The organism is Rhizobium sp. YS-1r (assembly GCF_000757525.1).
GTDB lineage: Bacteria > Pseudomonadota > Alphaproteobacteria > Rhizobiales > Rhizobiaceae > Neorhizobium > Neorhizobium petrolearium.
Window position 1 is genome coordinate 128,169 of the sequence record NZ_JPYQ01000032.1, and the last position, 13,214, is coordinate 141,382.

General features: G+C 62.5%; 12 protein-coding genes. 9 read left to right on the forward strand and 3 right to left on the reverse strand.

What is annotated here, in order from left to right:
* Nucleotides 1-49: 49 nt before the first annotated feature.
* The 3 genes from JL39_RS20770 to JL39_RS20780 all read left to right on the forward strand — a co-directional run bounded on the left by JL39_RS20770 (nt 50) and on the right by JL39_RS20780 (nt 3,607).
* Nucleotides 50-751, forward strand: coding sequence for an IMP cyclohydrolase (locus JL39_RS20770; RefSeq protein ID WP_244446934.1), 702 nt, complete (start codon nt 50-52; stop codon nt 749-751).
* A gap of 205 nt (nt 752-956) precedes the next feature.
* Nucleotides 957-2,426, forward strand: a complete 1,470-nt coding sequence (locus JL39_RS20775; RefSeq protein WP_037155152.1) for a DUF1800 domain-containing protein — start codon at nt 957-959, stop codon at nt 2,424-2,426.
* 2 nt (nt 2,427-2,428) lie between these two features.
* A complete protein-coding gene (locus tag JL39_RS20780) occupies nt 2,429-3,607 on the forward strand; it encodes a DUF1501 domain-containing protein (protein WP_037155155.1) in 1,179 nt (392 codons plus the stop codon).
* 15 nt (nt 3,608-3,622) lie between these two features.
* Here the strand turns inward: JL39_RS20780 and JL39_RS20785 are convergent, their stop codons facing one another.
* Both JL39_RS20785 and JL39_RS20790 read right to left on the reverse strand, forming a co-directional pair.
* Nucleotides 3,623-4,210, reverse strand: a complete 588-nt coding sequence (locus tag JL39_RS20785; protein ID WP_037155158.1) for a hypothetical protein — start codon at nt 4,208-4,210, stop codon at nt 3,623-3,625.
* Between the two features lie 5 nt (nt 4,211-4,215).
* The gene (locus JL39_RS20790; RefSeq protein WP_037155161.1) at nt 4,216-4,605 is read right to left on the reverse strand and encodes an acyl-CoA thioesterase; all 390 of its coding nucleotides are present in this window, start codon (nt 4,603-4,605) and stop codon (nt 4,216-4,218) included.
* A 245-nt stretch (nt 4,606-4,850) separates the two neighbouring features.
* Here JL39_RS20790 and JL39_RS20795 point away from each other — a divergent pair, with 245 nt between their 5' ends.
* From JL39_RS20795 to JL39_RS20820, 6 genes are all read left to right on the forward strand, one after another.
* The gene (locus JL39_RS20795; protein ID WP_037155164.1) at nt 4,851-6,683 is read left to right on the forward strand and encodes a methyl-accepting chemotaxis protein; all 1,833 of its coding nucleotides are present in this window, start codon (nt 4,851-4,853) and stop codon (nt 6,681-6,683) included.
* A gap of 289 nt (nt 6,684-6,972) precedes the next feature.
* Nucleotides 6,973-8,373: an extensin family protein gene (locus tag JL39_RS20800; protein WP_037155166.1), complete on the forward strand. Its 1,401-nt coding sequence runs from the start codon at nt 6,973-6,975 to the stop codon at nt 8,371-8,373.
* A 9-nt stretch (nt 8,374-8,382) separates the two neighbouring features.
* Nucleotides 8,383-8,706, forward strand: coding sequence for an MmcQ/YjbR family DNA-binding protein (locus JL39_RS20805; protein ID WP_037155168.1), 324 nt, complete (start codon nt 8,383-8,385; stop codon nt 8,704-8,706).
* A 575-nt stretch (nt 8,707-9,281) separates the two neighbouring features.
* Complete coding sequence (locus JL39_RS20810) at nt 9,282-10,103, forward strand: sulfite exporter TauE/SafE family protein (protein ID WP_037155388.1); 822 nt, start codon at nt 9,282-9,284, stop codon at nt 10,101-10,103.
* 117 nt (nt 10,104-10,220) lie between these two features.
* Nucleotides 10,221-11,147 carry an ABC transporter ATP-binding protein gene (locus tag JL39_RS20815; protein WP_037155171.1) on the forward strand — a complete coding sequence of 309 codons (927 nt, stop codon included), beginning with the start codon at nt 10,221-10,223 and terminating at the stop codon, nt 11,145-11,147.
* Nucleotides 11,144-11,905 (forward strand): ABC transporter permease, encoded by a 762-nt coding sequence (locus tag JL39_RS20820; protein ID WP_037155175.1) that lies wholly within the window; start codon nt 11,144-11,146, stop codon nt 11,903-11,905. Before JL39_RS20815 ends, JL39_RS20820 begins: the two co-directional genes overlap by 4 nt.
* A gap of 37 nt (nt 11,906-11,942) precedes the next feature.
* On the opposite strand, the gene JL39_RS20825 is transcribed toward JL39_RS20820, so the two are convergent.
* A complete protein-coding gene (locus JL39_RS20825) occupies nt 11,943-13,151 on the reverse strand; it encodes an MFS transporter (protein ID WP_037155178.1) in 1,209 nt (402 codons plus the stop codon).
* Nucleotides 13,152-13,214: the final 63 nt, after the last annotated feature.

The following is a 13,214-nucleotide window of genomic DNA, read 5'->3' on the forward strand; positions in this document are numbered from 1 at the left end:
GGAGCATTTAGACAGCACGAAAAGTCGGTGTGTATTCAGGATCAGCGATATGGGCAGCCTGGTGATCGATTGCTACGTTGGCAACCATATTAGGCTGGAGAAGATCGAGATGTATGTTGGTCGGATTGTTGGAGTTGGTCGCAGTCGACAAGGGGATTTAGTCGCTGCCTACAGGGTTTCGAGCAGATCATTTCCTAACAGGAGCGCGGAAAAGCTGGGCAACACCGTGCAAATCGTTGCCAAGCCAGGAAGTGCGGACGCAGCATCGGACAGCCCGTATATCGTCTATGAATGTCTGATCTGGAGTCCTCGTTTTGCCGTTGTCAGCAACGGCACTCACACCAGACCAATTTACGAGCGGCTGAATGCAGGTAACCATCCGCGAGATGCCATTGTAAGCGTGCTGGTTGGCCTGGACCGTGAATTCGACCAGCATGATACGCCTCGAATCTGCGGCTTGGTTGACCTTGCGGAAAACAAGCTTTGGCTCGGCAGCATAACCGCCACCAGCTTATCGATTTTGCCGATAGAGGTCCCGCATGGCCAACTCGCGTATATCACGACCTATGAATTTCCCCTTCCGCGGATTGAACAGGTCGATGCTGACTTTGACGCCGTCGACCCGAAAGCAGTCTGCCGGCACATAACCGATGCATCGGTCTTCTCTCAGTTCGAGAAGCCGGTTTGCGCGGCATCCTGGGTTGCGTCACCATCCGGGGTTGAAGTTGCAACCCTCAATGCTATCCGTTGAGTCTATGCAATGACCGCTTCGGCCCCGGAAGCCGTTATCTAGCGTCGGCTCAATTTACGGGGCCCGCCCCCCCAGATTCCGAGAGGGGAGAGCCGTCCGTTGCCGGTTATTACAAATTGTCCATGTCGCAAAATGGCCGCATTTCTCGACCGTTTCCACCACAATTGTCGCAGACGCTAGCGACGGTCCAACGAGGAATGATCGAATGGTTCTTTCACCCCCGACTTTGGCCGCAATCCGCTTTGGCTACGGCCTTCGCCCGGGCGAAGACGTGTCGGGCGACGCTGATGCGTTGCTCGCGCAAATCGACAAAGGGGTGTCGGAAAAGCCTCGCTTTCCGCGCGAAGGGCTGACCGGACGGGTCGAAACCGCGACGCGCATCCAGGCCGTGCTCGCTGCCGAAGCGAAGGCGCGGCAGGCCGGCAAGCCGAACGAGGACATCCGCAAGGAAGTGCAGCGCGAGGCGCAGCGCATCTACCGTCAGGATGCCATGGCGCGCATCGCTCAGGCATTGCATTCTCCGGCGGGTTTCTATGAAAGGCTGGCGAGCTTCTGGGTCGATCATTTTTCGACCAGCGTGCTGAAAACGTTGCCCATGCGGGCGATCGTTCCGCTTTACGAAGCGCAGGCGATACGGCCGAATCTCGGCGGGTCTTTTTCGAAGCTGCTTCAGGCTGCAATCCTGCATCCAGCCATGCTGATCTATCTCGACCAGAACCAGAGTGTCGGGCCGGATTCGATTGCTGCGCGCAGAAGCGGTCGCGGACTGAACGAGAATCTCGGCCGCGAACTTCTGGAACTCCATACACTCGGTGCCGGCAGCGGCTACACGCAGGACGACGTGCGCGCCGCAGCCCTCGTCCTGACCGGTCTTGCGGTCGATAACCGGGCCCTCGAGGTGGTCTATCGGCCGCGCCTGGCGGAGGCCGGGCCGATCAGCCTTCTAGGCCGAACATATCAGGATGACGAAGGCGACGGTCAGGATCACATCCTGATGCTGGAGGATCTCGCAGCCAATCCCAAGACCGCCCAGCATGTCTCGCGCAAGCTCGTCCGCCATTTCATCGCGGACGATCCACCGGACGAGGTCGTCCAGACGATGGTGGACGCCTGGACGAAGAGCCAGGGCAATCTTTCGGACGTCTATCGCGCCATGCTGCAACATCCGCGCGCCTGGTCGGATCCGGGGCAGAAGATCAAGAAGCCCTTCGAATTCGTGGTTTCCGGTTTTCGCGCGCTCGACCTGCCGGAGAAAAGCTTCGCAACCCTCGTCAGCGACATGGATAATGAGGACGAAAGCCCGATCGGCAAGGCCATGGAAATGGCCGGCGGCGCTGCGGCCCGGGAGAATGCAAGACGCAGAGCAGGGCGGGCCAATGCTATCACGCTTGGCGCTCTGCAGCGCATGGGAGAGCCGATCTGGCGGCCGCCGAGCCCGGCCGGTTTCGCCGACGAAGCGCGGGTCTGGCTGGCTCCGGGCCAGCTCAGCGAGCGGATTGCCTGGTCGCGCCTGATCGCCCGGATCTTCGGGCAGAAGATGGGACCCTCGGAATTTCTGGAGGCGGCGCTCGGCGATGCCGCCCGCCCGGAGACACGGCAGATCATTTCGCAGGCGCCCAACAAGGTGCACGGCATCACAATGGTGCTCGCATCCCCCGAATTCAACAGGAGATAACGATGACCTTTCCAGAAAGCATCCTGTTATCGCGCCGCGGTTTTCTGGCCGGGGCCTGCTGCGCAGCCGCCGCACCGGTTTTGACCCCCGTAACTTTTGCCGCCATGCCGGGGGACAATCGATTCGTGACGATCATCCTGCGCGGCGCCATGGACGGGCTTGATCTCGTGCAGCCTTACGCCGACCCGGCCTATCAGGCACTCCGGCCCAAGCTGGCGTTGATGCCAGACACCGGTCTTCTCGATCTCGACGGCTTCTTCGGCCTCAATCCCGCCGCCTCCGCGCTGATGCCGCTCTGGCAGGCGGGGGAACTGTCCTTCGTGCATGCCGTCTCGACCCCCTATCGCAACCAGCGCAGCCATTTCGACGGGCAGGACATGCTGGAGACCGGCGGCAACGACAAGAGCGAGCGTACCGGCTGGCTGAACCGGGCGCTGGCGGTCATTCCGCGTTCGGCCTCCCGCAAGGCGATCGATATCAACACGTCGATGGAACTGATCCTGACGGGCCCGAACGAGGCGGATTCCTGGTCGAGCCAGAGCAATTTCGCGCTCGCCGAAGACGAGATCGCCTTTCTGGACCGGCTCTATGCCGGCGACGAAACCTTCGCGAAGGCGATGCAGGAGGCGAAGATGACGGACATGGCGGCCGATTCCCTCTATGGCGACGCCAGGCGCGGCGCAGGCATCGCCGACATGGCGCGGCTTGCCGGCGGCATGCTGCGCGAGGAATACCGGATCGCCAGCTTCTCGATCAACGGCTGGGATACGCATGTAGGCCAGCGGACGCAGTTCAGGAAGGCCGTCGGCGATCTTTCGACCGCGTTCACCACGCTGAAGGAAGCGCTGGGCGACGAGGCCTGGAAGAAGACCGTCGTGCTGGCAATGACGGAGTTCGGCCGCACGGCGTGTGAGAACGGCACCAACGGCACCGACCACGGAACCGGCGGGCTTGCGATTGTCGCCGGCGGCGCCATCTCCGGCGGCAAGGTGCTGGGACAATGGCCGGGGCTGGCCGACGACAAGCTGCTCGAGCAGCGCGACCTGATGCCGACCGGCGATGTGCGCGAGGTCGCCGCCGCCATGCTCTACAGGCAGTTCGGCATCAAGCCAGGCAACCTGAGCGCCAAGGTCTTTCCGGGGCTTACCTTCGACGAATCGTCGGTTTATCTCAAAGGATGATCGGGACCGAAGCGTCTAGGTCATGAAATCGTAGATGCGGAAGATCCAGTAGAACTGATAGGCGAGCGCGAAGATCACCAGCGCCACATGGTAGCGCCGGTTCGTGGTCACCGCGGCGATGAGACTGAGCACGATATAAAGTACGGTGCGCACCGGATATTCGATGCCGAGCGACAGGAAATAGTCCCGGCCCTTCAGCGCCGTATCGACGATATCGGTGACCAGCAGTCCGGCGAGAAAGCCGAAGAACCACGTCTTCCGCGACAGGAAATAGTGCTCGTAGCCATCGTAATCCTGCATCGAGGTGGGGAAGAGCAGGGCGCAGAGGAAAAAGAACTGCGCACAAAAGACGATCAGGAACAGGAAAGCGACAAAACTGATGACCGGCACGGCGTGCAGCCGGTGTTCCCACCACCAGAAATGCACGAGGAAGAGGAACATGAACGCCACCCAACCGAGATGGACGGCGTAAATGCGGACCGACTGCGGATGCTGGACGATGCCGGCAAGGCCATTGAGCAGCCGCGCAAGGCCGAGGCTGACCACCATGCCCATCACGATGCGGATATGGGTAAACGCTTCGGCACTGGTCACGGCTTCCACAGGTCTTACTCCTCTGCTGGAACCGGCGTCGGCTTGCCGTCCTCGTCCAGCGCCACCATGATGAAGGTCGCGGCCGTGACCTTTTCCAGCATCCGGTGTCGGGCTCGGTGCGCCCAGGCTTCGACTGAGAGCGTGATCGACGTGCGCCCGACGCGGGTGATCTCCGTATAGACGTTGAGCGTATCGCCGATCTTTACCGGCAGTTGGAAGGCCATTTCCTTGACCGCTGCGGTGACCACCCGGCCGCGGGCGCGCTCGGCAGCGCGGATACCGCTCGCAAGATCCATCTGCGCCATGACCCAGCCGCCAAAGATGTCGCCGGCGGCATTGGCATCCGCAGGCATGGCGAGTGTGCGCAGCGTCAGTTCACCGGTCGGCCTGGTCTCGTCGGTCATCGCATGGGTTCCTTTGCATCCGGGGATCGATTCTCCTCCCAACGGGAAATTAGAGCCAAAGACCGAAAAAGCCCATGCCGTTCTCGTCATGCTTTCATGCTGGAATTTCATGCCTCGGCTGCCGAAACAGTCGTTCGATCAAGGAATTAGACGGTTCTAATTCGCGCTGTGCGCGATGGGTGGGCGTTTCACTACCTGGTAACTATCCACGGTTAGAGTTTGACGAATTTCAAACGGAGGGGGTCATGAAACGTCTTACCATTTCCTGGCGGCTTTATTGTCTTGTGCTTTTGTCGCTCATCATTCTCGGCGGCGCAATGACCTTCAGCCTGTTCCAGAGCTACCGGTCGTCCGAGGTGGAGCGCAAGGCGGGCCTCGCGCAGATGAATGACGCCGCACTGACGGTGCTGAAGAAATACCAGGCGCTCGAAGCCTCGGGCGCCATGACCCGCGATGAGGCGCAGACCGAGGCAAAGGCGACCATTTCCGTCATGCGCTACGGCGACGGGACCGGCTATTTCTGGATCAACGACATGACCCCGCGGATGGTCATGCACCCGATCAAGCCGGAGATGAACGGCAAGGATCTTTCCAATGACAAGGATCCCAACGGCAAGTTCCTGTTCGTGGAATTCGCCGATGTCGTGAAGGCCAAAGGCAAGGGTTTCGTCGACTACTACTGGCCGAAGCCGGGTTTCGAGGAGCCGGTCGAGAAATATTCGCATGTGGCCGGCTTTGCACCCTGGGGCTGGATCATCGGCACCGGCGTCTATGTGGACGACCTGCATGCCATGTTCCGGCGTAACCTGATCAACTTCGCCTCGATCTTCGGCATCGGCGCGCTGGTGCTGGTCGGCGGGGCGGCCTTCGTGGTGAGAACCGTCACGGGGCCGATCGGCAAGGTCAATCAGGTGCTGCAGTCGATCGCCGCCGGCGAGACGGGCGGCGCCGTCCCCTGCACCGACGAGAAGAACGAGATCGGCGATATCGCCCGCGCGGTGGCCGTGCTGAGGGATTCGGTCGAGGAACGCGCCGCCTTGCAGGCCCGCGAGGCCGATCAGGCGCGTGCGCTTGCCGACGAGCGCTCCGGCAACGAACGGACGATGGCCGCCGCTGCCGAACGCCAGACCCGGGCGATGGGCGAGCTCGGGCTGGCGCTGGAGGCGCTGGCGGGCGGCGACCTTTCCGTCTCGCTCGGCGATATCGGCGAGGACTACGCCAAGCTGCGCGACGATTTCAACGCGGCCGTCGGCTCGCTGCATCGGGCGGTCGAGGCGATCGCCGAAACGGGCCTCGTGGTCCGCGACAGCGCTGCCGACATCTCCGGCGCGACGAACAACCTTTCCAAGCGCACCGAACAGCAGGCGGCCTCCCTCGAAGAGACGGCTGCCGCGCTCGACGAGATCACCGCCACGGTCCGCACCGCATCGGAGCGGGCGCACGAGGCGCGCGCCATGGTGAACGAAACCAAGGACAGCGCCAGCCGCTCGGGCGAGATCGTCCGCAATGCGATCGACGCCATGGGCCGCATTGAGGAATCGTCCAACCGTATCGGTCAGATCATCTCGGTGATCGACGAGATCGCCTTCCAGACCAACCTGCTGGCGCTGAATGCCGGCGTCGAGGCGGCACGGGCCGGAGAGGCGGGCCGCGGCTTTGCGGTTGTGGCGCAGGAGGTGCGCGAGCTGGCGCAACGCTCCGCCAATGCGGCCAAGGAGATCAAGACGCTGATCGGCAATTCCGCCCGTGAGGTCGAAGGCGGCGTCACGCTGGTGCGTTCCACCGGCGACGCGCTGGTGGAGATCGCCACGCTGGTCGAGCGGGTCAACGCGCATGTGGAAACGATTGCCACCGCCGCCCGCGAGCAGGCGACGGGCCTTCAGGAAATCAACCAGTCCGTCAACCAGATGGACCAGATGACCCAGCAGAATGCGGCGATGGTGGAGGAAACCACGGCGGCAAGCCAGACGCTCGCCGAACAGAGCGTGCACCTGCAGGCCCTGCTTTCGGCGTTCCAGCTCGCCGGCAGCGGCAGGCAGGCGGGGTACGGCGCTCCGTCGCGTTCCCGCGCCGCGTAACGATCGACGCCCATCAGGAAAAAGCCGCCGGATTTCACAAGCCCGGCGGCTTTTCTATCGGACGCTCCCGTCCTCATTCGCACGGATCAGTCATTCTCGCCGGTTTGCCGGGCGTGCTCCATTGATCGGCATTGTCGTATCGGCGGTGTCAACGGCTCCCAAGCCGCAAAACCCGGGATCAGAGGCCCATAACGCCCCGAAATGGCCTTGTTTCTTCAAGCTTTCGTTTACCGGCTTTGCCTAAACTTTCCGTGTGTGCCATTTCGGCACCGGAAGAGTGGCAACTGGTATGGCGTATGCTTCCCTTTCTCGGCGGGCGGTAACCTCGCTGATGATTTCGACAATGCTGGTTGCCTGTTCCGCGGTGGACCTCGTTCCGCCTGCGCCGATCGACAGCGGCACGCGCGTCGGCGCGATCGAACCGATGCGCTCCCTGCCGCGCGAGCCGGTATCCCAACAGGCCTATCCGGTCGGCCCCGCGCCCGTTTCGCAGGCGAGCGCCGTCGATTACAGGAATACCGCGAATCCTGCAGGGACCGACACAGCAGGTCATGCCGGGCAGTATCTGAGGGCGCCGGGATCGGTACAGTCCGCGCCGCTCGGCGGGACTGCCCCTGCCGCCGCGCGCCAGGGCCGCCTGCCGATGATCGACAGCGACGAGGCGATGCAGCAGATGTCGTTGGGGCAGCCTGCGGCAGGCGCCGGGCCGACGGCCATTCCCGAAGAGGGCGTCAACATGGATTCCGAATTCGGCTTCGGTCCCGACGAGAGCGACGTTACCGGCCTTGCCGAGGAAGAAGACAGCGATATCGCCGAAGGTGTCGGCGACCAGCCGGTGGTCGACGGCATCGGCACCGACAATCCCGTCGCATTGCAGCCGCGCCGCCAGCCGATCTCCGACGATCGTGTAATCGTTCCGCCGAAGCGCCAGGGCGCCGGCCTGCAGGGGGACCTGACGAACGGAAGCATGGCCGGCCAGGGCATGACCTGGAGTGACGGATCACGCGTCATCCCGCCAGGCCGCGCGCCCGCTGCCGGCGCGCAGCAGGTGGCGATGATCCGTCCGGACAATCCGGCGAACAACAGGGGGCCGATGAGCGAGCGTGAACAGCCCTCGCTCAGGGGCGCCATGCCCCGGTCGGAAGCAAGCTGCCGCGCCGAACTGCGCCGCCTCGGCGTCGAGTTCGAGGACCGGCCGCGCATTTCCCAAGGTCCGAGCTGCGGCATCGATTATCCGGTCAAGCTTTCCGGCCTGTCGGGCAATATCGACGTCAAACCGGCCGTTACGCTCAACTGCCAGACGACGCTCGCTTTCGCCAAATGGGTCAAGAACGAACTCGCCGTTTCGGCGCGCACCCGCTATCTCACCGGGGTCCGCAGGATCGTGCCGATGGGCGGCTATTCCTGCCGCCGCATGAACAACAGCCGCCAGCGCTACAATCCGATGTCGGAACACGCGCGCGGCAATGCGATCGATATCGGCCGGATCGTGCTGAAGAACGGCCACGATATCGATGTGCGCAAGAAGGGGCTTTTCTCCTTCCGCGAGGGCGGGCTCCTGAAATCGGTGCGCAACGATAGCTGCAAGTATTTCAGCACGGTTCTCGGCCCCGGCAGCAATGCGGAACACTGGAACCATTTCCACTTCGACCTTCGCTCGCGCAAGAGCGGCAGGCGTTACTGCGATTGAGGTCTGACGATGGCGACAGGTGAGATGCTGCGCAGCCTGGCCCTTTCCCTCGAGGGAACAGTTGAAGCGCCGCATTTCGACCGTGCGGCCTTCAAGGTCAGGCGCACCTACGTGACACTTGCCGCCGACGGTCTGACGGCGAACTTCAAGTTCACGCCCGACGAGCAGCAGTTCAAGTGCATGATGCTTCCGGAAGCCTTCTCGCCTGTTCAGAACGCCTGGGGCCGGCAGGGTTGGACGACGGGCATCCTGTCGAAGCTCGACCGGGCCGATCTTCGTGACGCGCTGGAAATGGCCTGGAAACATGCGCAGCCTGGAACGCGACGGCAATAGCGGCTGGTCGCCGAATGCCCGCCCCTCCCCGCATCAACGCGAGGCGGCCGGGCAGGGGACCCGGCCGCTGAAGCTGCATCGTCGTTGGGATAGGCGGGGCGAGGGACGACACACGCCTCACCAGAAAGGAAAACAAAAAGCGCGTCATGCGGCAATGGCAAAAAAAGGCGCATACCTTTACTCTAAAGGGCATGGCTCTCCGCTACAGGTGTGCTTTGACGAAGGTTCATCATCCCAGCGACGGAACGGGTTGGCCGTTTTCATGCATATGATGCCCGATTTGAAAAAAAGAAAGCCGGCGCTGCGGCCGGCGAGGGCGGGGGCGGGGCTCGCGGGGAGAAGCCAGGGCCTCCGAAACGAGAAACTCATACTCAAAAGCAGTCCATGCGAGGCAAGCGGAAATAAGAGAAGCTGAAACGCTTTGGTGATGACGGTCGCGCGAAGGTTACGTGCGGCGTAGAGGCGGGACCGTTGCTTGCCTGGCGGGAACAATGCTGTAAGAACGTCACGGAAAAATGACAGCGGTAGTGGATGAATTCTCCTTCTTCAGACCCGGTGTCGGAGTGGAGAGCAGATTGCATTTCGCCGCTGAGATTCTTCCCTTCATCCTGGCGCTTGTCGCCGGCGGCATGGTTGCCGGATTGCTGGCCGGCATGTTCGGCATCGGCGGCGGCGCCATCCTGGTGCCGATCTTCTTCCATGTCTTCGGACTGCTCGGCATTGCCGAGGACGTGCGCATGCAGCTCGCGCTCGGCACGTCGCTGGCGATCATCGTGCCGACGTCGATCCGTTCCTTCATGGCGCACAGGCAGAGGGGATCGGTCGATACCGCGCTGCTCAGGGGCTGGATCGTCGCCGTGCCGCTCGGCACGCTCATCGCCACCGTGATCGCCGCCAAGGCCTCCAGCGTCGAGCTGCGTCTGATCTTCGCGGTAATCGCGCTGGCGCTCGCCTTCCGGATGATCTTCAACCGCGCGAGTTGGAAACTCGGCGACGACCTGCCCGGCAATCCGCTGAAATTCATGGTGGGAACGGGCATCGGCGTGCTCTCGGGCCTGATGGGTATCGGCGGCGGCGTGTTGAACAATACCTTCATGACGCTCTATGGCCGTTCGATCCACCAGGCGGTCGCGACATCTTCCGGCGTCGGCGTGCTGATCTCGCTGCCGGGGCTTGCGGGCTATGTCTGGGGCGGCTGGAGTGTTCCCGGCCTGCCGCCGTTTTCCACCGGCTATATCAACTGGCTGGCGATGGCCCTGCTGATCCCGGTCACGCTCTACATGGCGCCGATCGGCGCCCGGCTCGCACATGCCATGTCGAAGCGCCAGCTCGAAGCCGGTTTCGGCATTTTTCTCATCGTCATCTCGCTGCAGTTCTTCCTGACGATCCTGATCTGACGCGATTGGTCGCAAAAAGCGAACGCAATATTCTTCCAGCGGGGATAGTTTCACAGGCCTCGATACCTATATTCGCGGCAAATTCCGAAAATCGATTTCGCAAAGACCCGCTTCCACATGGCACCTATCGTTTCCATACACAGACTCACCAAGACCTACGGCAACGGGTTCGAGGCCCTGAAAGGCATCGACCTCGACATCGAGGAGGGCGAAATACTGGCTCTGCTCGGGCCGAACGGCGCCGGCAAGACGACGCTGATCTCGATTATCTGCGGGTTGGTCAATCCCGGTTCCGGCAAGGTGATGGTGGCCGGTCATGACGTGGTGAAGGATTTCCGCGCGACACGGGCGCTGATCGGGCTGGTGCCGCAGGAACTGACGACCGACATGTTCGAGACGGTCTGGAACACCGTGAGCTTTTCCCGCGGCGTGCACGGCAAGAAACCGGACCCGGCCCTGATCGAGAGCATTTTGAAGGACCTGTCGCTCTGGGAAAAGAAGGACAACACGCTGCGCGAGCTTTCGGGCGGCATGAAGCGTCGCGTGCTGATCGCCAAGGCGCTGGCGCACGAGCCCAAAATTCTCTTTCTCGACGAGCCGACGGCCGGCGTCGACGTCAACCTGCGCCGCGAGATGTGGCAGGTGGTGGAAAGGCTGCGCGAAAACGGCGTCACCATCATCCTCACGACGCATTATATCGAGGAGGCGGAGGAGATCGCCGACCGGGTGGGCGTCATCAATGGCGGCAGGCTGCTGCTGGTCGAAGAGAAGAAGGCGCTGATGCAGAAGCTCGGCCGCAAACAGCTCAGGCTTGAACTATCCGAGCCGCTGACGGCGCTGCCGGACAGCCTGGCGCTCTACAACCTGACGCTTGCGGACGGCGGCGCGGCGCTGGTCCACGAATACCAGAGCGAGGAAGGGCAGGGCAGTATCGCCTCGCTTCTGGCGACGCTCGCCGCCGAGGACATCCATTTCCGCGATCTTTCCACACGGCAGAGTTCGTTGGAGGACATTTTCGTTGCATTGGTGGGGGAAAAGGCATGAATTTCGAGGCGATCAAGTCGATCTACATCTTCGAGATGGCCCGCATGCAGCGCACGCTTCTGCAGAGCGTCATCTCGCCCGTCATAACAACATCGCTCTATTTCATCGTCTTCGGCACCGCGATCGGCTCGCGCATCCAGACGATCGAGGGCGTTTCCTACGGCTCCTTCATCACGCCGGGCCTGATCATGCTGACGCTCCTGACGCAATGCATCGGCAACGGTTCGATCGGCATCTATTTCCCGAAATTCACCGGCACGATCTACGAGATCCTGTCGGCGCCGGTGGCGATGACGGAAATCCTGATCGGTTATGTGGGCGCCGCGGCGACCAAGGGGCTGATCATCGGCCTGATCATATTGGCGACGGCCTCCTTCTTCGTCGACATCTCGATCGCCCATCCGGTGATGATGGTCGTCTTCCTGGTGCTGACGGCGGTGACCTTCAGCCTGTTCGGCTTCATCATCGGCATCTGGGCGAAGAATTTCGAACAGCTCAACATCGTGCCGATGCTGGTCGTGCCGCCGCTGACCTTCCTGGGCGGCAGCTTCTATTCGATCGACATGTTGCCGCCCTTCTGGCAGGCGGTCAGCCATTTCAATCCGGTGCTCTACCTTGTCTCAGGCTTCCGCTGGAGCTTCTATGAGATCGCTGACGTCAACCCGCTGATCAGCCTCGGCATGATCGGGCTGTTCCTGGCGATCTGCCTGTCGGTTCTCGCCTGGATCTTCAAGACGGGATACCGGCTGCGGAGCTGACCGCAGCCGGGGTACGATTGTCGGAGCAGGAAGGCGGTCAGCCTTCGCTCAGCTGCATCTGCCTGCCGCCGCGGGCGAGGATGACCGAGCCGCCAAGCAGCGCGGCCACGCCGAGGAAGGACATGACGCCGAGCGGCCCCTGCAGGTCGACCAGGAGGCCGCCGAGCACAGCTCCGCTGGAAATCGCGATCTGGAAGGTTGTCAGCAAAAGGGCGCCGACGCTTTCCGCCTCGTCCGATGCGGCCCGCGTCACATAGCTCTGGATGCTGACGGGGAGTGCGCCGAAAGCAAAGCCCCAGATGGTGACGGCGACGGCCGAGGCTGCGAACGACTGGCCGGTGGAGACGAGGATGACGGCGGTAACCGCGACCAGGCTGGATGCGAAGACGACGCCGAGTTTCGCACTGCGCTCGGCAATCATTCCGCCGACGATGTTTCCGAAAAAGCCGGCAATACCGTAGGCGAGCAGGACAAGCGAGATCATTTCCACGTCAAGACGCGGGATTTCCTCCAGATAGGGGCGGATATAGGTGAAGCCCGCAAAATGTCCTGCGACGATGAGGAGCGTGGTGAAAAGGCCGATGCGGACCTTCGGTCTCCTCAGCACCGCAGCCATCGTGCCCAAACCGGCGCTTCCCGTGGGCGGCAGCGAGGGCATTGTGACGACCTGGACGAGGAGCGCCAGGAGGCCGACCGCGGCGGTCAGCACAAAGGCCGCCCGCCAGCCGAGCGTGGAGCCGATATAGGCCCCGAGCGGTGCGGCGCAGACGGTCGCCACCGAAACGCCGGTGAAGATGACGGCCATTGCCCGCGGCAGGAGGTCCATCGGCACGAGGCGCATGGCAAGCGCCGCGGACATGGCCCAGAAGCCGCCGAGCCCGATGCCGAGCAGGACGCGCGACAGGAGAAGGAGAGGGAGGCCGTTCGCAAGTGCCGCAAGAGCACTGGAAATAACGAGCAATGCCGTAAGCACGAACAGCGTCCAGCGCCGGTTGAAGCTCCGCGTGCCGATTACGACGGCAGGGCCGGCAATCGCGCCGACCACGGCGGTCACGGTGACGGTTTGCCCCGCTGTGCCCGAGCTGATGCCGAGGTCGGCCGAAATGGGGGTGAGCAGGCTCGCCGGCAGAAATTCCGCAGTCACGAGACCGAAGACGCCGAGCGACAGCGAAAATACCGCGTCCCACGCGGCCTTGCCGCGGGCCCCTGACGACGGATTGTCCCGTTCCAAGGTGTAATCTGTCATGGTCGTTTCCTATGTTGGGAGGAATCTTGGGAGATCGTCTTAGAGTTAGGCGTGACAGGCTGT